This is a genomic window from Nitrospira sp. (genome assembly GCA_016715825.1).
Taxonomy (GTDB): Bacteria; Nitrospirota; Nitrospiria; order Nitrospirales; family Nitrospiraceae; genus Nitrospira_D.
Genome location: JADJXO010000006.1, coordinates 16,017 through 35,191 on the forward strand (window position 1 = coordinate 16,017; position 19,175 = coordinate 35,191).

General features: G+C 54.7%; 20 protein-coding genes and 1 tRNA gene. 5 read left to right on the forward strand and 16 right to left on the reverse strand.

The window, feature by feature from the left end:
• Positions 1–4 precede the first annotated feature (4 nt).
• The 3 genes from IPM58_13240 to IPM58_13250 are packed head-to-tail and all read right to left on the reverse strand — an operon-like array spanning position 5 to position 2,376.
• On the reverse strand, positions 5–754 hold the full coding sequence (locus IPM58_13240; GenBank protein MBK9308017.1) for a DUF3365 domain-containing protein: 750 nt from the start codon (positions 752–754) through the stop codon (positions 5–7).
• Between the two features lie 16 nt (positions 755–770).
• Positions 771–1,805: a transporter substrate-binding domain-containing protein gene (locus IPM58_13245; protein ID MBK9308018.1), complete on the reverse strand. Its 1,035-nt coding sequence runs from the start codon at positions 1,803–1,805 to the stop codon at positions 771–773.
• Positions 1,806–1,854: 49 nt separating this feature from the next.
• On the reverse strand, positions 1,855–2,376 hold the full coding sequence (locus IPM58_13250) for a hypothetical protein (protein MBK9308019.1): 522 nt from the start codon (positions 2,374–2,376) through the stop codon (positions 1,855–1,857).
• 409 nt (positions 2,377–2,785) lie between these two features.
• Between IPM58_13250 and IPM58_13255 the strand changes: the two genes are divergently transcribed.
• Both IPM58_13255 and IPM58_13260 read left to right on the forward strand, forming a co-directional pair.
• A tRNA-Leu gene (locus tag IPM58_13255) sits at positions 2,786–2,875 on the forward strand.
• Between the two features lie 74 nt (positions 2,876–2,949).
• Positions 2,950–3,198: a hypothetical protein gene (locus tag IPM58_13260; GenBank protein MBK9308020.1), complete on the forward strand. Its 249-nt coding sequence runs from the start codon at positions 2,950–2,952 to the stop codon at positions 3,196–3,198.
• A gap of 183 nt (positions 3,199–3,381) precedes the next feature.
• Here IPM58_13260 and IPM58_13265 read toward each other — a convergent pair whose 3' ends face one another.
• The 4 genes from IPM58_13265 to IPM58_13280 form a co-directional block, all read right to left on the reverse strand.
• The gene (locus IPM58_13265) at positions 3,382–3,699 is read right to left on the reverse strand and encodes a DUF2007 domain-containing protein (GenBank protein ID MBK9308021.1); all 318 of its coding nucleotides are present in this window, start codon (positions 3,697–3,699) and stop codon (positions 3,382–3,384) included.
• A gap of 379 nt (positions 3,700–4,078) precedes the next feature.
• The gene (locus tag IPM58_13270) at positions 4,079–4,336 is read right to left on the reverse strand and encodes a hypothetical protein (protein MBK9308022.1); all 258 of its coding nucleotides are present in this window, start codon (positions 4,334–4,336) and stop codon (positions 4,079–4,081) included.
• Positions 4,337–4,360: 24 nt separating this feature from the next.
• Positions 4,361–7,015 (reverse strand): DNA polymerase I, encoded by a 2,655-nt coding sequence (polA, locus tag IPM58_13275; protein MBK9308023.1) that lies wholly within the window; start codon positions 7,013–7,015, stop codon positions 4,361–4,363.
• A gap of 92 nt (positions 7,016–7,107) precedes the next feature.
• Complete coding sequence (locus IPM58_13280) at positions 7,108–7,539, reverse strand: hypothetical protein (protein MBK9308024.1); 432 nt, start codon at positions 7,537–7,539, stop codon at positions 7,108–7,110.
• Positions 7,540–7,869: 330 nt separating this feature from the next.
• On the opposite strand from IPM58_13280, the gene IPM58_13285 reads away from it, so the two are divergent.
• Positions 7,870–8,289: a DsrE family protein gene (locus tag IPM58_13285; protein ID MBK9308025.1), complete on the forward strand. Its 420-nt coding sequence runs from the start codon at positions 7,870–7,872 to the stop codon at positions 8,287–8,289.
• A 77-nt stretch (positions 8,290–8,366) separates the two neighbouring features.
• Here IPM58_13285 and IPM58_13290 read toward each other — a convergent pair whose 3' ends face one another.
• From IPM58_13290 to IPM58_13310, 5 genes are all read right to left on the reverse strand, one after another.
• On the reverse strand, positions 8,367–9,026 hold the full coding sequence (locus tag IPM58_13290; GenBank protein ID MBK9308026.1) for an endonuclease III: 660 nt from the start codon (positions 9,024–9,026) through the stop codon (positions 8,367–8,369).
• Positions 9,027–9,089: 63 nt separating this feature from the next.
• Complete coding sequence (locus tag IPM58_13295; GenBank protein ID MBK9308027.1) at positions 9,090–9,284, reverse strand: 30S ribosomal protein S21; 195 nt, start codon at positions 9,282–9,284, stop codon at positions 9,090–9,092.
• Positions 9,285–9,356: 72 nt separating this feature from the next.
• Positions 9,357–10,823, reverse strand: a complete 1,467-nt coding sequence (gene ftcD, locus IPM58_13300) for a glutamate formimidoyltransferase (protein MBK9308028.1) — start codon at positions 10,821–10,823, stop codon at positions 9,357–9,359.
• An 88-nt stretch (positions 10,824–10,911) separates the two neighbouring features.
• Positions 10,912–11,157, reverse strand: coding sequence for a sulfurtransferase TusA family protein (locus IPM58_13305; protein MBK9308029.1), 246 nt, complete (start codon positions 11,155–11,157; stop codon positions 10,912–10,914).
• 27 nt (positions 11,158–11,184) lie between these two features.
• Positions 11,185–11,715, reverse strand: coding sequence for a DsrE/DsrF/DrsH-like family protein (locus IPM58_13310; protein ID MBK9308030.1), 531 nt, complete (start codon positions 11,713–11,715; stop codon positions 11,185–11,187).
• 198 nt (positions 11,716–11,913) lie between these two features.
• Here IPM58_13310 and IPM58_13315 point away from each other — a divergent pair, with 198 nt between their 5' ends.
• Positions 11,914–12,996 carry a Rieske 2Fe-2S domain-containing protein gene (locus tag IPM58_13315; protein MBK9308031.1) on the forward strand — a complete coding sequence of 361 codons (1,083 nt, stop codon included), beginning with the start codon at positions 11,914–11,916 and terminating at the stop codon, positions 12,994–12,996.
• Positions 12,997–13,036: 40 nt separating this feature from the next.
• On the opposite strand, the gene IPM58_13320 is transcribed toward IPM58_13315, so the two are convergent.
• Positions 13,037–15,049, reverse strand: a complete 2,013-nt coding sequence (locus IPM58_13320) for a cation:proton antiporter (protein ID MBK9308032.1) — start codon at positions 15,047–15,049, stop codon at positions 13,037–13,039.
• A 425-nt stretch (positions 15,050–15,474) separates the two neighbouring features.
• Here IPM58_13320 and IPM58_13325 point away from each other — a divergent pair, with 425 nt between their 5' ends.
• Positions 15,475–16,038, forward strand: coding sequence for a hypothetical protein (locus IPM58_13325; protein ID MBK9308033.1), 564 nt, complete (start codon positions 15,475–15,477; stop codon positions 16,036–16,038).
• Between the two features lie 16 nt (positions 16,039–16,054).
• Here IPM58_13325 and IPM58_13330 read toward each other — a convergent pair whose 3' ends face one another.
• The 3 genes from IPM58_13330 to IPM58_13340 form a co-directional block, all read right to left on the reverse strand.
• Positions 16,055–17,077: an NAD-dependent epimerase gene (locus IPM58_13330; protein MBK9308034.1), complete on the reverse strand. Its 1,023-nt coding sequence runs from the start codon at positions 17,075–17,077 to the stop codon at positions 16,055–16,057.
• 27 nt (positions 17,078–17,104) lie between these two features.
• A complete protein-coding gene (locus IPM58_13335; GenBank protein ID MBK9308035.1) occupies positions 17,105–18,577 on the reverse strand; it encodes an MBL fold metallo-hydrolase in 1,473 nt (490 codons plus the stop codon).
• Positions 18,578–18,732: 155 nt separating this feature from the next.
• A complete protein-coding gene (locus IPM58_13340) occupies positions 18,733–19,170 on the reverse strand; it encodes a VOC family protein (protein ID MBK9308036.1) in 438 nt (145 codons plus the stop codon).
• Positions 19,171–19,175: the final 5 nt, after the last annotated feature.

The following is a 19,175-nucleotide window of genomic DNA, read 5'->3' on the forward strand; positions in this document are numbered from 1 at the left end:
TCTGCTATCGATGGTCCGCGGGGATCTGAATGCTGATGGCACCGGCGAGATCGCCTGCCTGAGCGCCCTCCCTTGGGTAGCCGGAGATGTCAAGGATCCCTTTCGGGTTTCCGTGGCACATCAAGCAATCTTCTGAATAGTAAATCGGCATCATCGTTCTGAGTAACCGTCCACCGTTGACCCATTCGACGATCGGCATGGTTGAGGTCGGTTGGTGGGCAAGTCGCGTTAGGACCGTTTCCTCGTACGCGTCGGGCGAGTTTTGCAGGTTTCTTGGATCGAGAGTCGTCTGTTTTATGGTGACCTGCGATTGCTTGGAAAATTTCCGTGCAGCTTGGCTCCCGAAGGTGGCCGGGATAAAGTTCTTATATCCGATCCCTCGTTGATTGATCACAAATTGCGCATCCGCCACGACCTCCTTACTGGCGTGGAGCAGTCGCATCAACAGATTTCGTGTGGGGGGAGGCAATGAGGAGGCGGAGCTCTTCAGGTCGATCTGTGACTGGCGGAAAAATTCATTGAGGACCAGCCGCTCAAAGTCATCGGGTGAAAAACCTTTCTCGCCTTTCCGTGGATCGTTGATCAAGGGTTGGTGTTGCTCGACAACGACACGTCCGGCGTCCAGAAAGGTCGCCAACAGTTCAGCCGTTCGCTCAGTCTCCTTCTGAGCAGTCTGTGCCCAGCCATCCGGTGTGGAATGGAGGAAGGCACACAGCAAACCAGCCGAAAGGAATCCCTTCAAGACTACGAGCATATACACCTCCGCCTTGTCATGAGTCCTCCGCCAAGCGGCATTGCCCCTGATCATAATGGTCGGGCACCTGTGTGACTTCGAGCGGTAACCCTTCCGCGGTGGCTCGCCTGGTGGGGGCGTATTCTTCATCGATCCAGCGCGTTCGCATCTGGGTCAATCGTCCAGATTCCTCGAGCCGAAAGAGCAGGTTGTTGAGGAACCATTGTAATTGCCGATGCTCCTCGTTCGTGACGATGGAGAGGTCTGCGTGGGTCAGCAGCAAGGGGGTGCCGTCGGTGCGTGTCAGGAGGTGCCAGTCCTGCCAGACCCGCTTCGTCACGTACTCCAGAATGGAATGTTCCGAGAGGATGACATCGATCGCGGGGTCTTTGGTTTCAATAGCAGCCGGAATCGAATCACAGATGACCAGGCGAATGCGGTTGAGGTTGGCTTGAGCGTAGAGGTGAGCGGATCTCCCTTTTTGGACGGCCACCGTCAACCCGGCAAAGCTTTCTTGAACAGCGGCAAGGGAGTTCCGATTCCTCTCTTGGGTTCGGAATTGAGCCCACAGGCGCTCGGACACGTTGGGCCGTTGGATGATAGCAGCGATTCCGTCATTGCGGAAATAGGGAGCTGAAAACCACAAGCCCGTCGGCCTTGTCCCGGGAACGGTCCCGCTCACGGACGAAACAAATAGATCGAGCTGCCCCTCACTCATCCGAATGAACAAATCGGGAAAGCGGGTGACATGCAAGGTTGGAACGATCGGATGTGCGCTGTGACAGTGTACGGTCAATGCGTCGGCCACTTCCCGGATCAATTCAATATCCAAACCGGTGACCCGAATGCCCGCATCGGTGTACACCGCAGGGAAAATGAACGGGCGAAACGGTTCTACGGCGATCCCCACACGCAATCGTTCACGGGCACAGATGGAGGACAGCTCATCACGGTTCAGCGGCCGTATGGTCGTCACCGCATCGTAGATCAGTCCGCAGCCCTGCAACAGCAGCATGCCCACGAGGCAGATGCTCCAGCCTTGCCAGCCGACAAGCTTCCGTTTCTCACTCATGTGAGGGACTCATCTGGGCTGTCCGATCAATGCCATGGCGCGTGCCCCATCACAGTCTGATTCCGATCGTGAACAACCATTGTTCTGAGAGATCGGACAGGCCTTTAAAGTGGATTTCAAACCGAGTGTACTGGAGTCCCATGTCGACTGAAAACCCACGAGCGACCGGAAATCGCACGCCTACCTGTCCGCCATAGAGATACCCCGGGGAATCGGCGTCTCGGCCTGGAAGCGTGCCACCGAACAAGGCTCCGACGTAGGGTACCGCTCGATCTTCCAGTGGGCCGAAGAGGACATGCCGAATGACTCGATTGATCGGTGCGGTCTTGGGAAAATCGAGCACGTCGATGAAATTGTTCCAACGGGGGTTTAGGAACAAGGAATGTTGGTCCGTCACGAACGCAGGAGTATGGTGGCTGTAGTATTGATAGACCGTCCGCATCTCCAGAGGTCCGTATCGCAGGGCGGTGATGCCTACCTGAGCCGCGATGACTCTGGTTTTCGGTGCAAAAGTGCGCTGGTTGAACGAGATATCGAAGTTCAGGGGACGGAGCGGGAGAATATCGAGCACCGCCTCTTGCCCCGCTGCTGCTGGCGGCAGCGCCAGGGCGAGAATGACTGTACCGAGTAGGAGACGAGAGATGGGCGTGCTCAGGAGCGTACCTCTCTTGCGACCGTCGTTCCAGTCATTTCAAGCCCTGTACAGGCACATTGTAACGCAACATCTCTTCGTTTGCAGAGCACCGGGCTGCACTGTTGGCTTATGGCGAGGGAGCCTCTATCGCCGAGTCACGAGAAGAAGCGTACAGTGTTGGGCAGGAGTCGTGTAGGCTATTGTCTTCGCAGACGTCCGGCTGGAAGGCAGTCGGCTGTGCCAGTTCGACACAGGTCGTCGCATATATGGGCAGGCCTGGGCCGGTACGAGGCCCTGATAAAAGAGGCTGTGGGGACGGGTTCGCTATGCTAAAATCCGCCTTCTTGCCGGAGTGGCGGAATAGGCAGACGCAAGGGACTTAAAATCCCTCGGACTCACAAGGTCCGTACCGGTTCGATCCCGGTCTCCGGCACCAGGTTCAGCGCGTAAAGACGAGTCAACCAGGCCTCGTCTGGTTTTTTGACCTTCAACGTACCGAAAGAGGGATTCATGATTGGCAAGAAAGGAATGATCATTATCGCGAGCGCGGTTCTAGGGGTTGCAGCCCTTATCGGGGGGGCATGGATTGTGACCGCGCCACCGGACAACGTCGAACCTTGGAAGGAGAAGCAATGTAAGGAATACGTGGAAGAGTTGGACGCGCTTAATCGGTACAAAATGTTCTGGTCGTTTGTCCAACAACGCCTCGCGTTTAATGACTGTTTGAAAAAGGCGGATGAAAGCGGGCAGAAGCCGTAGATCGGGCGAAGACTGATAGCCTCGGTTTTCTGTGCAGGGTACAGACCAGTTCTAGCTATCACATCGTAGTGCTTCACATCTAGGGATGCTCATTAGTGATAATGGTTTGAGGCTAGCGCGGTCAGGCTGGAATGTTGTGGGCGGGAAGAAGTGATCGAGTATGGGAGTAGAAGTATGACTCCATCACAGAGCTACGCTTTCCTGTCCACACTTCCAACATTTCGAAAATTGGCTCTCGTGATGTTCCCCACATCCGGCGCATATCCAAGCGTCAGGGTTTGAGGGATGCGAGATCAATTCTTCGTCGAGGACTTGCCGCGCCCGATAGGCGTCCTCGTCTTGGATGACCCAGAGTTCCGGGAAAATCTCTGCAAAGGGAATCTCTCCGGCAAGTCCGGATAACCGTTGATTCTTGATCATGCACCGGATGCCGGCCTGCTCAAGCCGCTCCTTGCGCATCTCGACGTCGATCAAATTCTGGGAGACGAAGACTGTTCTCATTGAGAACTCTCCAAGATAGTTGAGCTTGGTTACGCCAGGCGTGGTCAGGTCCTGTGCTCGGACGGTCCAGCGTTTTGGTTCATCGCAAGGCTAACCCTCACACAACTTCACCAAACCGTCTGTTTGGCTCATAGTGGTCCTCCATGCATCATCTCCTGTGCTACACTTGGACCATGTCCAAAAGTTTTCACACGCCTCATTGTTTAACATGCGAGAATCACTTCAAGATTACAGAAAGGCTGCCACCTCTAAGGCGTTGGATGGCCGATCTACGCTTTTGGTCTCGTCATCATAGCTGTATTATGCAGCTACCCGTGCGCTGGTTTGGAGGGTAGCTTTATAGAAGCGTCGCTTGAACTTGTTTCACTAGCCGTGGGCATCACTTCTTAAAAATCAGCCTTGGCTCCGTCATATCTCCCATCGACACCGCGACGAGTTCCCATCCAGCTGCGCCAAATTCGTTCAACTTGGTTTGCATATTCTGAGTGTCGGGAAGGACCTCGATGATCCGATACTGAAACCGTTTCGGCTCCTGCGCCTTGACGGCAAACGGTTGGCCCAGAAGGAGCACCATTCCTAAGGCCCCAAGGCTGAGAGTAGCTATCGCCCACGCGACTGAGATTCGTATGGTCAGCATAGGTCACCTCATCTAGGTTGTGGATCAAGGATGCGCAACTCGCCAGTTCTTCCCGATGCCTAAGTCAACTTTAAGCGGCACGGACAAGCCTAATCGTGTACCGACACCTTCCATTTCCTCCTTCACCAGCCGTGTTGCTTCCTCCAGGTCATGGTCTGGTACCTCGAAGATGAGTTCGTCGTGAACTTGGAGGATCATCTTCACGCGTGGTAGCTCTTCGTGGAGTTTCCTGTGCACGTTGATCATAGCTACTTTAATGAGGTCTGCGGCGGAACCTTGAATGGGGCTGTTCACTGCCATGCGTTCGCCGAAGCCACGTTGTGCTGGATCGCCACTTTGTAGCTCAGGAATCGGCCGTCGCCGGCCTAGGATGGTCGTGGTGTAGCCCTTCTCTCGGCCTTCGGCGATGTTCTGATCCATGAGGGCTCGCACCGCTGCAAATTTTTCGAAGAAGGTGTCGATATATTTCTTAGCCTCGGCCTGGGAGACGTTCAGGTTCTGTGACAGGCCAAATGGACTGATGCCGTAGACGATGCCAAAAACCACGGTCTTGGCGGCACGGCGCATATCTCTGGTGATTTGATTGGAAGGGAGGCCGAAGATCTCCATAGCCGTGGCCATGTGGATATCCTCTCCTTTTGTGAACACATCTAGCAAACGGGGATCGTGCGAAAGATGGGCAAGGATGCGTGGCTCGATCTGGCTGTAGTCTGCGCAGAGGAGTTCATGGCCCTTGGGGACAATAAACGCTTCTCGGATGCGCAGGCCATACTCCCCTTTGACAGGGATATTTTGGAGATTAGGATCGGTGGATGAGAGGCGTCCGGTGGCGGCGACGGTCTGGTTCAAGGAGGTGTGGAGCCGTTTCGTCTCAGGTCTGACGAGTTCGGGTAGGGCATCGACGTAGGTCGACTTGAGCTTGCTGAGACTTCGGTAATTGAGAATTTGTGCGGGCAGCTCATGATGCGTGGCGAGTTGCGTCAAGGTATCTTCATCGGTAGAGTACCCGGTCTTTGTCTTGCGGATGGGCTTCAACCCGAGTTTGTCGAAGAGGACCGTCGCGAGTTGTTTGGGTGAATTGATGTTGAACTCGCCGCCGGCGATTCCGGCGATGGTCTCTATCATGCGATCGAGTTCTCGTTCGAGTTCCTGGCTCAATCCGTGGAGCCCTTCGACATCCAGGAGGAATCCATTCCGCTCGATGTCAGCCAAGATCGGCACAAGCGGCATTTCAACGTCGGTGAACAGCTTCCAGCTCCCTTGATCTCGTAACTGTTCTGTCAGGATCGGGCTGAGCTTCGGCAAGGTGCTTGCAGCAGTTGTTGCCGTTTCACGTGAACCGGTATCAGCCTCGAAGAGCGACCGTGTTCGGGCCTGCTCGTGGCTTCGCGAGCTCAATCGTTCCCCCAACCGTTCTACTGCAATTGTCTCAAGGCTATGGTCACGGCGATTCGGATTCAGTAAATAGTCCCCGACCATCGTGTCCATGTAGGGCGGGGCCAGGTTGACGCCGATTCGATGGAAGGCCAGCAGGGTGCTTTTGAGATCGTGCACAACTTTGGTCCTGTGTGTCTCGTGGAGGAGTGGGAGGATCGGTCGCATGAAGGTGTGCACATCGATCGGAATAAAGGCCGTTTGGCCTTCGGTGGAGAGGGCCAGGCCGAGCACGTCTGCGTGAACGCCTGGTTGGCCGGCCAACAAACAGTGCACGCCGAGCGGCGTCTTTTCCGATAAACTACTGACAAATTGTTGTGCCGTCGCTTCATCTTCGATGATGATGGCATGTGTCTTCGAGTCCGATTGCGTCGGCGATGCTTTGAGGCTCTTGAGCAGCGACGTGAATTCGAGCTCCCGCAGCAGCTCGGTCAAGTGCGGTTCATGTGGTGGTTGGATTCGGTAAGAGTCCGGATGAAATTGAACAGGACTCTCCGTATCGATCGTTGCGAGTTTCCGGCTGAGCCGCGCATTTTCTGTCTGATCAGTAAGGAGCGTCTTGATGCGAGCGGGTGCGACCTCGTCGAGGCGACGCAGTAGTTCCTCGATCGTGCCGAACTGCGTAATCAGCTTTATCGCGGTTTTCTCGCCGATTCCTTTTACGCCGGGAATGTTGTCGCTGGCATCTCCCATCAGTCCCATGACTTCGACTACACGTCCAGGCTCGACGCCGAACTTGGCAATACATTCCGACTCGCCCGACCATTTGTCTTTCACGGGATCATAGATGCGCACGTGGGGCGTCACAAGTTGGAGCATGTCCTTATCGCCCGTCACGATCACGATATCGTAGCCCGCGTGTTCTGCTTGTCGGGCCAACGTGCCGATCAGATCGTCCGCTTCATATCCAGCCTGCTTCACGGCCGGAATGTTCAGCGCCTCCACTGCCTGATGAATGTACGGAATCTGCGCTTGCATACCGTCCGGCATCGGCGGACGCTGTGCCTTATACTCCTTGAATTCCTCATGGCGGATTGTTGGGCCTTTTTCGTCAAAGGCGACCGCAAGACCGTCCGGCTTGTGTTCGCGAATAATCTTGAGGAGGGTCGTCAGGAATCCGTAGACGGCGTTGGTTTGGAGGCCTTTTGAATTGTTCAAGGCCGGTAGGGCGAAGAAGGCGCGATAGATATAGGCGCTGCCGTCGATCAGGTAGAGGGTTTTTCTTGACTCTATTGCATCAGACATGGAGGAAGTCTTTCCTCAGAGTTGGTGAATGTTCAGAAACAGGCGTTTACGGTTGTTGAGGCGTGATCGGGAAGAGTAAGGAGTTTGCACGTTCACGGTTGTGGCGCAATTGTGAGCGGTGGCTTGCCGAACTTCTGACGCATATTGTTGATGGTGTTCAGCACCGCCGGTTGGCCGATCATCCTCGCCTCTAACCTTCGCTTGCCCGGGAAATCCAGCATGGTTACACCGATCAACATTGTGAGAATGCCTTGGCCCGGTAAGAATAACATGAGGAATCCGGCGAACAAAAAGATGGCTCCAACCACATTCTTTGCAAAGTGACCGAATAGTCGAAGTACTGGGTGGTGATTTTCCATCCAGCGGCGTGGAACCCGAGTGTCGAAAAAATCTGTTGGAAGCCGAACGAGGATGAACGGGATGGCGATCAGCGATCCGACAAAAAAGACGATCGAAAGCACCGTCAAGGTCACGAGCGTTTCAGTTGAGACGTACTGTTGAACCGTTGTTAGTAGCCAATCCATCGGGCGGCATCCTAGCATGGGCCTGCGCGCCCCTCAAGGCGAAGCAAATGCGAGGTCTCGTATTTACGCAGTTCGGTCTGGTCGCTATAATCATCGGGCCTGTAGCGGAGACAAGAGTCTCTAGTGTAGTGTCCTATGCGTTCCTTCACCTTCCGTTCATGGTGAGCCTATCGAACCATGAACGGAACAGCTTGCGGTTGTTCGCCCTTCGACAAGCTCAGGACGAACGAGTTAACCAAGAAATGTATGGGACGCTATACTTGCTGAAGTCGATGTGGCCGCTCCCGACTATAATCTCAATCTGAAAACCATGGCGCGGAAGAACTAGACATGTCGACCACACAGAAATTCGTCATCTTTGCTCACAATGCGACGTACGACAAGCTGCACCAAGTTGCGACACTTGGCATGACGGCTGCGGCGATGGGCAAGGACGTGATCGTTGTCTTGTTGTTCTGGACGATCAAAAAACTCGCCGAAGGCAAGATCGATCAGATTGATTTCCCGCCGGAATATGCCGGATCAGCCGAGGAGGTGACTCGACTGCTCAAAGAGAAGAAGGTGCCGAAGATTTCTGAAATGTTTCAGGATGCCAAGCAGGTCGGAAACCTTCGGCTCATCGCCTGCAGTGCAGGGTTGGAGTATATGGGCGTGGACACGGACGTGGTCGAAAAGAATGTCGATGAGGTTATGGGGCTACCGGCCATCCTTTCGCTGACGGCCGAGGCAGAAACGAAGCTGTTCATCTGAACGTCGTACGTGAAGCGTCACTCCTACCTCGTTAAGAGATGACGTTCGGACGGCGCTTCACGAAATACGTTTCACGTTTAACGGCTTTTTATGACTCCTACTCGATCACACAGCCCGCTCAACTTGCATCCGCTACAGAGCGGCGAAACTGGAACGCACAGGTTTTGCCCATAGGGCACGAGGAGGTCGTTGTAGGTGATCCAGTACTGTTTGGGAAGCTTGCGCCTCAGGGCTTGTTCCGATTCTTCCGGAGTCTTCGTTTTGATGTAGCCCCACCGGTTACTGATGCGATGGACATGCACATCGACACAAATTCCAGGCTTTTGAAATCCGACGGTGACGACCAGATTGGCGGTCTTCCTCCCAACTCCTGGGAGGGTCACCAACTCGTCGATGGAGTCCGGCACCCTGCCTCCGTATTCATCGATCAGCTGATGGCAAATCTGATGAATTGATTTGGCCTTCGTTCGGTAGAATCCGACCGGATAGATCGCCCGTTCGATCTTTCTCAGGGGCAGCTTCAGCATTGATGTCGGTGTGTGTGCCAGGGCAAACAGTCGATCACTGGCTTCCCTAGTAGTCTTGTCTTTAGTGCGAAGACTGAGGAGACAGGAGATGAGGATCAGAAATGGATCTCGATTGGATTGCTTGGCGACGACGCCGAGGACCGGTTCTTGCCATCGGCGAACCTCTTGCCTGACAAGCCGGATCGCCTCGTGGATTTCATCTCGGCGCATCAGACTTGGATCAAAACAAGAAGGAGGATAACCGAGGGGGATACGAACACGGTCGGGATAGGGCTAGTCAGGTCTTCTCTTGGAAAGCCATTTTTGCCGACGCCTCTGTGCCTCACGCTGTTTGGCTTTCTTCCTGACACTGGGCTTCTCATAGAAACGACGGCGCTTGAGCTCGCGGAATAGCCCTTCTCCCGCCAACTTCTTTTTCGCGACCTTAAGGGCTTTTTCAACGTTATTGTTAAAAACCTTGATTTCCATTCGCTTGACTTTCGACTTTCTCAGGCCAGATCAGCCTGCTGCTTAGGGTTTCCACGAATTCGGCGTCGGAGTCTAACATAACCCTTTTAGTTCCTCAAGGTTTTGCTCTGATTGCTTGATCTTGGGCTGCAGTTCATCGATAAGGTATTGATTTGATTGCAATCTAAGGTTGACCTTGGCGGTGTGAAGCGACGAATGAGCCGCCGCTATTGCCATCGTCATACCCACCGTAAGATCAGATTGAACGGGTGGTTTTGATGAGGGAAGGGCGGAATGGATAGACTTTCCCACCTCACAAGAGAGCTCTGCAATCTCTAGAGGCACTTCTGTAGCTTTATTGAGAGCTGTTGAAACCACCATCGGACGGTCTGGGTGTTGCTTGGGGATTTTATAGGCATGCATTAACCCTTCATAAGCCGCGCGATCTTCTTGAACCAGTTGATGAAGTCGTCGGCTCAAGAGAAGCAAGCGTTGTTCAGTATCCAGGTGGCGACCAAGACGTGCTCCCATCACTCCAAGAGAAGCCGCCAAAGCACCAACGAGCGCCGTCACACTGCCACCCGCTCGTGACGGCGTGGCCTCTGCTACTGCAGCGAGAAAGTCCGATACAGTCTCGTCCGTCTCGTTCCTACTCTTCAAGGCTTCGGCTATCCGGGTTTCGAGTACCTGACCGGAATCGAATCGATTGAGCTCCAACGAAGTAGCTGCAGCTTGGTCCAATGCCGCCTGGGGTACTAGGCCGATCAGTTCGCTCCCAGCCACCTCTATTCCATGCTTTGCGGCTTCGGTTTTGACCGACTGAAGAGCGGTGTGGATCGGAGTGACCTGGTAATCGGTCAAATTCATCGCGATCTGGACCATGCCACGGCTGGGTAATTCCACTCCGATTGCCTTGAGATGAGGTAACCCTCCGCTTGAATGGCGAATATTCCTCGCGATCGACCGAGCAGCAGCAATATCCGTTGAGTGAAGGTTCACATTATAGGCGATCAGGGGAAGGCGTGCGCCGATCGCGATCGCTCCCGCACTCTGATGAAGTCGAGCTGGGCCGAAGTCCGGCGTCCAATCGGGATCAGAAGCCATGCGGAAGGCTAAGCCTTCGAGTCCTCCGCGTCGAAGGGCCTCCAGTGGGGCACGGTTCGGGTGAGCTGCCGCACGCTCGTACAAGAAGACCGGGATCTGGAGCTCGCGTCCAACTCGATCTCCCAGTTGCTTGGCGAGCTGGGCGCAGTCTTGCATCGTTGTGTCTTTGATGGGTATGAACGGCACCACGTCCGTCGCTCCGATGCGAGGATGGACGCCGCCATGGGTACGCAGATCAATCAGGTCGGTGGCGACTTGAATCGCGCGAAAGGCGGCCTCGACCATGACCGCAGGGGGCCCGCAGAACGTCAACACGGCTCGATGGTGATCCGTGTCCATTGAGTGGTCCAGCAGTACCACGCCCGCGGTCGATGTCACGGCATCGATCAGCGCCTGAATCGTCGCTTGATTCCGGCCTTCACTAAAGTTGGGAACGCACTCGATGAGTTGCTGCATGTCACCGTCATGAGTCCACATGAAAAAGCCGGAGGACTAACCATCGTCCTTCCGGCTTTCGTGCTCTCCGAGTCTTTGAACGATCAGACTACTTGGTTTTCTTAACAAAAGCCTTGTAGATCCGGCCCGACTTCGCCTGTTCCTCTTCCAAGCCCATCATTTGATGGCCAGTGGTCTCACACCAGGCTGGCATGTCTTTCTTGATGCCCTCATCGTCCGAGACGACTTCCAAGACCTGCCCCAAGGCCAGCTCTTTTATTTTTTTGGACGTCAGGATGATTGGCATCGGACAGAAGTAACCCAAGGTATCAAGTTTGACATCGGCTTGCATCATCAACGTCCTCTCGCTTCAGTTGACGGTTCAGATGAATAGGTTGACGCTGCCTTGCTTGGCTTCCGCCAAATAGGTCGTCACGCCGGCGAACTGATCGATGCCGTCCACCAGTGTATCTTTGGTAATGCCCATGAGACCCATCGTCGTGGTACAGGCGATAAATCGCACACCTAGATCAAGGGCGGTCTGCATCAGCTCCGGAACTCCCGGCATCCTATTTTGCTTCATGACTTTCTGCATCATCTTGGTGCCGATCCCCCCAAAATGGAAGCGGGATAGGGGGAGCGTGTCGGCACCGCCTTTGTTGAGCAGACCAAACATCCGTCGGAGCCAATCTTTTGCGGAACTGGTTGCTCCTCTTCGCCGAATGGCATTCAGCCCCCAAAATGTAAAAAACACCGTCACGCGCATGCCCATGGCGGCGGCACCTGTCGCGATAATAAACGCGGCCATCGCGCGATCGAGATCACCGCTCAGTAACACGATCGTGACGCCCTCCGGCTTCGATTCCTGTAGTTGTGCCAACGTCGCCGTTGGCTCAATTTGAGTCGCTATCATCAGGTCACCTCTCTATCGATCAGAGCCCCCGATAAGGCTCGGAATGTTCTTCATAAAGAGAATAGTATGTGATTGTTTGGGGTGTCAAGGAACAGGATAACTATGCGTCCTTTGCCCCTTGCTTGACCTAGTCCGTTACCCCCAGTATAGTCGTGTCGATTGCCATGATGCCTAGCGACAGGGTCTCCTACCTTGCGAATGACCGAACAGCCATCAAGTGAAAGCACGGTTTCGAGGAGTGCTCCCCTCTTTGGATTTTGGTATCCGGCTATGCCGAGTCATACCTTGTGTTCGGGGACGATGAAGGCACTCCAGATGTTGGGAGTGCCGATCTTGCTGTGCCGTGATCGGACCGGCACTCTATCGGCCATGCGTGATATCTGTCCTCACCGGGGGATGCCCTTGTCGTTCGGCCGATTCGACGGTGAGCGAGTGGAATGCCCCTATCATGGTTGGCAATTCGATACAAAGGGGCGTTGTCAGCGCATTCCGGCTCTTCCAGATGAACCCATTCTGAAGACCGATAAGATCGGCATTGCCACGTATCCGGCGGAGGAAACCGATGGGATGATTTGGTTATATCTCGCCGATGAACGTGGAAACCTCGATCCTTTACCGCCGGTTCCACGTATGCCGTTTCCCTCTGAACCTCGACAAACCTTTCACATTTCGTTGACTTACACCTGCACGGCTGACGACGGCATCATCGGCCTGATCGATCCCGTCCATGGTCCCTATGTCCATTCCTGGTGGCGCAGTGATGCCCGAATGCACGAGAAAACCAAAATTTTTGAGCCGATTCCGAACGGTTTTCGGATGACCGCTCATCGGCCTGCCAAGAACAGCGGTCCGTTTCATTGGATCGAACGGATCTACGGAGGACCGCTCAGCACGACCATCGATTTCGTACTGCCGAATCAACGGATTGAGTTCATGCAATGCGGAACGGCGTGGCTGGCCAATCGATTGATGGCAACCCCTGTGTCAGAGATGGAGTGTCGGATCGATTTTTCAGCCTATTGGCGCGGCCTGCATTGGTTGCCGTTTGGAAATTTGATCTTTCGGACGTTGACGAAAATATTTTTGGGGCAGGATGAACGAGCGATGAAGCACCTTGCGGTGGGCCTCCGTCACAAGCCCTCGTCAATGTTCCTTGGCGATGCCGACATGCCTGCCAAATGGTACTACAAGCTCAAGGCTGCCCATCTTGAGTCGGTACAGACGGGACGACCCTTCGAACATCCCCTCAAAGAACGAGTGACGCTTCGCTGGCGTAGCTGAACCATTTGGCTCGTTGAAACATCCTCATCACGGCAGGGACCTACTCGCCTTCCGGTTCACTGGCTAGGATAAACCCCATTGCTCGCTGGATCTCATCGCGCGATCCGAGCAGCACCACGATATCGCCTGCAAAGAGTTTTGTTTTGTCCGATGGATTAGATTCGGTGACCCCGCCTCTGGTCAACGCAATGATGGAGGCACCGGTTTTCGGACGTAGCGCGAGTTGGAGCAGTGTCTGGCCGACCGCCGGGGAATGTTCCTCGATCCTACAGGTTTCTACTTCCACATCAGCCAGAGTGCCACCGCGAAGGTGGTGTGCCAGCTCGGGCAGTTCGCTTCGTCGGAGGAGGGCGTACCCCTCTCGACGGACCTGCTCGGCCTTCCGCATGACGAAGTCTTGCGGCATGTTGTAGGTACGCAACACGAGCGCGAAGATCTCGATGGATGTCTCAAATTCTTCAGGTACCACATCATCGGCTCCCAGTTGGTGGAGTTCTTCCAACTCGCGCAAGTAGCGGGTTCGCACGACGATATGAATCTTGGGGTTCAAGCTTCGGGCGACTTGTACGGCCCGGCGAGCCATGAAGGGGTCGGAAATCGCGACGACCAGTACCCGCGCATTTTCGATCTTCACGTGCCGTAAGACATTGGGGTTTGTGGCATCTCCATAGTACAGTGGGAGTCCGTGTGCCGCTTCTCGGCGGACAGTATCCCCGTCCAAATCCAATGCAATATAAGGGACTTCCGTCTCGCCCAATACTCGAGCCAGATTCCGCCCGTTTAATCCGTATCCCACAATGATGACATGGTCCTTGATCCGGAGATGCCGCCCTTCCGTTTCCAATACATGGGCCGCGGTCTGTCTGGGAAACCAGTGACGAAGTCGCTGGATGGCCTCGACCCGGCGACCGATATGCGGCGACAGTTGCATGAGGAACGGCGTGATAATCATTGAGCAGACCGAAACAGCCAGAAAAATCTGATAGGGTGCCCCTGAGAGGAGATTGTCGTCTTGTCCCACTTGCGCCAGGATGAAGCTGAACTCTCCCACCTGTGCCAGAGCGATTCCGGTCATCACGGCGGAGCGAGGTGGCATGGATACGGCCAGCACAGCTGCCGCCCCGGTTACGAACTTCACAAGAAGGACGAAAATTAAGAGGCCGATGACCACCATAGGGTATTCAAGCAAGATGCGCCAATCCATCAGGATCCCGATGGAGACGAAAAATAGGCTATTGAAACTATCCCGAAAGGGTAAGACTTCGGCAATGGCCTGATGGCTGTACTCAGACTCCGAAATCACGAGTCCGGCGATGAAGGCACCGAGGGCCAGGGACAGTCCTCCGAGTGACGTCAGCCAGGCGATCCCGAGGCACATGACGATCACCGTCAGAAGAAACAGTTCTCGGCTTCTGCTGCGAACAATGTGTTCCAGGAGTTTCGGAACGGCGAACCATGCGCCTGCGACGATACAAACGACGACCAGGATGGACTTGCCCAACGTGAACAACACGGAGCTCAGCGTACCGTCGCTGGGGCTGGCGAGAATGGGTGTGAGCAAGATCATGGGGACCACGGCTAAATCCTGGAACACAAGAATACCGATCGTAGCCCGTCCATGGGGTGAGTCGCTGTCACCACTGGCTGCCAGCGCTTTCAGCACAATCGCGGTGCTGCTGAGTGACAGGAGGAACCCCCAGAAAATGGCCTGTGGTGTCGGCAAGCCTGCCAACAATCCTCCTGCCAGCGCAATGGCGATGACGCCTCCGACTTGAATCGGAGCCGCGATAAGGAGGAGTCGGCGAAGCGAGGCCAGATGTTTTAATGAAAATTCAATGCCGATCGTGAAGAGTAGCAAGACGATCCCGATTTCCGCCAAGACCTGCACAGTCTCGATATCGGAAATAAGGTTCAGTCCATGTGGGCCGGCCAACGCCCCTGCAACGAGAAATCCGGCGATCGAAGGCAACCGAAATTGGTGGAAGAGGAACACCACGGCGATCGAGACCGTGTAAATGAGGAGTAAATTTCCAAGGACACCATAGTCGGTCATCTTACTGGTTCATCTCACCTGTGGTAAGTCAACGATTCTGTCAATTGATGGTTCTGCTGAAGTATCGCTCCAGCCGGACTATGCTCACGACCAATCAGCTATCACGGAAGTGATACGCAGGATACCTGAGCGCGCCATGCGGGACAAGGCAAAGCTGGATATATGGGTGTGAAATGCGTGTGAAGAGAGGGGAGTCCTTCTAATAATCTCGACCCTGTTCCGTTGGCAAGAACAAGGGATCAGTCGGCATAGAAGACAATAGACGGGACGGATGCAATTTCAGTGTGTGCGGTTCCTGAAAGGACGCTCCAGCCTGAGTTTCCCCCCTCCAAAGAGGCATAGACGAAAAAAGAGGGCATTCCGTAGGGTAGGGGCACCATAGACTAGGCAACCACGGCGTGTGCTTCGGGATCTGGAGGTGCCACATGCGACTGAACCATACATTGTGTCTCTCGGCAGTAATCCTCGCAGTTGCCTCTGGGGCCGCGGCCTTTGATGATTCGACTTCCGGAAGCGCGACGACCTGGGAGTGTCAACAAACAGACGGTAGCTATCTGTATACCAACAGAGAGAAAGATGGGTGTTCTGTGTTGATACTCAAGCCGATTTCCGTCGTGCCCGGTTTGGAGAATATGCCCACTGCTCCACGAACTCTGACCACCGGCGCAGCCCACTATGGGGTGTCCCCCCGCCAGGATCATTCGTCTGAGATGATTGTACATCAGGTGCCGGACTGGGCGAGGGACTGGCATGCAGGCATTGCATCGTCCGGCTCCGTTCAGCAGGAAGTCTGTGCACTCTATTCAGAATGGATGCATCTGGTGCAGAGGACGCGAGGAGGATTTTTCTTTGGGTCTGATCCGTCCTATGGGGGAGATATTACCGGGCGCAATCAGCGTGGACCAAGCTACTCATTTTACGATAATGCCCGCTATATTGCCTTGTCGAGACTGTTCGGGACGGGATTTGTGCCAATCGGATGCTATTAAGCGCCGATTGGCTGCGTCAGGTTCGATAGAACTCCCGGTACCACTGCACAAATCGAGGAATTCCCACTTCGATCGGGGTGGTCGGTTTGAAGCCGACATCGGTGGTGAGATCGTCGATATCGGCGTACGTCGCTGGAACGTCTCCCGGTTGCAACGGCAACAGCCTCTTGTCAGCTTTCTTCCCCAATGCCTTCTCCAGCACTTCGATGAAGTGCAGCAGTTCAACAGGCCGGTGATTACCGATATTGTAGATTCTGGCGGGAGCCGAGCTCGTTCCTGGATCCGGCTTCTCTCCTGACCATGCTGCGTTGGCCGTTGCCGGATGATCAAGCGTCCGGATGACACCATCGACGATGTCGTCCACATAGGTAAAATCGCGTTGCATCTTCCCTTGGTTGAACACATCAATCGGTCTACCTTCCACGATCGCTTTGGTAAAGATGAAGAGGGCCATATCGGGCCGGCCCCAAGGACCATAGACGGTAAAAAATCGAAGACCGGTGCAGGGCAGTCGATAGAGATGGGCATAACAGTGCGCCATCAGCTCGTTGGCTTTCTTACTGGCGGCATAGAGCGACACCGGGTGGTCGACGTTATCATGAATAGAAAACGGCATGTGAGTGTTGCCACCATACACGGAGCTGGAGGACGCGTAGACGAGGTGGTCGATCCCAGCGTGTCGACAGCCTTCGAGAATATTCATAAACCCTTCGATGTTGCTCTCGGTGTAGGCGTGAGGGTTCACGAGTGAATAGCGCACACCGGCTTGAGCGGCGAGATGCACGACTCGTCGTATCGTTTTATCCGCGAAGAGGTCGCGCATGCCCTGTCGGTCAGCGAGATCCAGCTTGACGAAGCTGAATCGCTCACGTGCTGTCAATTGTGCGAGGCGAGCTTCTTTTAACCGGACGTCGTAGTAATCGTTGATGTTATCGAGACCGATGACGTGTTCGCCCCTATCCAGCAGACGAGTGGCCACGTGAAATCCTATGAATCCGGCGGCTCCCGTGACCAGAATAGTTGGCTGTTGGTTGCTCATGTGCGATTCTCCTGCAAAAATGAATACTTAGTGCTGTTTTTCATGCTTCATGAATGGCGGGTGGCCATGGTCGAGACAATACAAATTTATTGGAGCGAGGGCATCAGCCGATGAGATGACGTGAATCTCGCCTTGACTCGTTACTCGATAGAGATCGAGGACATGGGCACGATGATAGCGACATTCTTGAGAATCAAGAAGGCCTTTCAATTTCTGGGGATCTTCCCAGTGAGACGTCAGGAGTGCGGTTCGGGCAGGATTGCGGTGGCTGAACATGAAGGACAGGTGATCCGGATACCAGTCCGCGCCTCCAGTCGCATAGGAAACAAACAATCGCGCATGGGCGGCGGCACAGAGTTCGGCAAGGTAGGCGTTGGTAAGATAGCCGTTCTCGCCGACATCCAACCATGTTCCGGGGTGAGACAGCGGTGCGTGGGCAGCATGGCTTCTGATTTCGAGCAGTTGCTGCTGCGAGGCGAGTACGAGGGAAATCGCTCCATACTGTTCAACGAGTCGATGAATGACATTGTCCTTGATCGCCGATCGTCCGTTGTTCGTCGGACCGCTGTCGGCATGAACGAGGACATTGTGCCCACGGTCAGAAATTAGGTAGCAATTTCTCGGCATTTCTAAGTCGCAAGGGTCTTCTCCATAGAACGGGACCGAGACGACTGCGCCACCTTCAAATGCCCAACTTTCGCCATGGGCCAGCTCGACGACTTGATCAAACCCCAATTCTGTGAGTAGGGCTCGATAATCAAAGTACAACTGTTTTCGGTTTCGTCGACTGGGAATAATGATTGGGGTGTCTTTAGGTAAATGGAGCAAGGTGCGAGGATCGACGTGATCGTCGTGATCGTGAGTGAGAAATACGGCGGCAGGCTTCGGTAACAGCCGACCCCAGAGCGACGGCAACGGTGATTCGGCAAACCAGGGCAGCAGCCATGGATCGAACAAGAAAAGAGACTCTCGTTGTCGATAGAGCAAGGCAGCATGTCCCAGATGGACTGTGTCCTGATCTTGGACGGCCTCGAACCAATGTCGATGGACCGAAGCTGAAGGCGAAGTGGCCAGGCACCCATACTGCTGCAGCGTTTCGAGTAATTTCATGAGCAGGCCTTGCGCGTCGCGAGGCATGGCGGCGACGGAGGATCGTAGCGCATCAGCCGTATGCGTGCCGTCGAGCAGGCCGAGCAACTTGCCCACAGATGGACCGAGGCGACGGTCATTGAAGCCCATTGGGAGCGCTTGACGGTTGACCGCATGGAAAATGCGAAGGCCACCATTGGTGACGGTTGCCGATTTGGTTGGATCGATCGGGTAATCCCAACGGAACGTCCCCTCTGGCCGTCGACCGCAGTGAATGTGCTGTTTAAGATAGAGACGCGCATTGACCAGTTCAGCGTAGGCATCTTCCAGCCGCTGTCTGCGATCAGGATCATCGAGCGGCGCCCGCTTTGAGAAGACATCGCTGATTGCCGTATCGATGGCACTTGCCATAAGGCTATGGGCCTCCTGGAGGCTGGCAACGACTTCAGGGGCGACGCCACCGATGAACGGGAATGGGCCAGGAGGCGCCGCACTCTCCAATTGGACCCAACACCAGGGGACGAGACTTACGTAGTGGTTGTGCGGGATAGCGGTCCACATCGGGCTTATGGGTTGGCGGCGAACCGTAGCGCGCTGATTGTCGGTTCATACAAGGCTTGGATTAGGTTGCCGTCGGGGTCGGAAAAATAGAATGAATAACTGCCGTCACGGTGCTGCTTCGGTTCCTTGGCGATGCGTCCGCCCATTGCCTCAATCCTGGGCGCGATGCTCTGATACATCTGATCGACTGCCTTTGGGTTCTCGCAGATCACTCCGAGATGATCAAGCAGTTGGGTCTTCGAGGGATCGTAGGAGGCTTGTTCGCTCTTGGAGATCTGATGAAGGGCCAAGTTGTCATTCCCAGAGCTGAAATACACATTGTCCGGATCCGGTTCCCATATAGGCCGAAAGCCGAGGAGCTCCTCATAAAATCGGCGCGAGCAAGGGAGGTCGATCACACGCAGTGCTAGGTGGCGAAGGCCTCGGTGGAGTGGTGTGGTCATGTCTG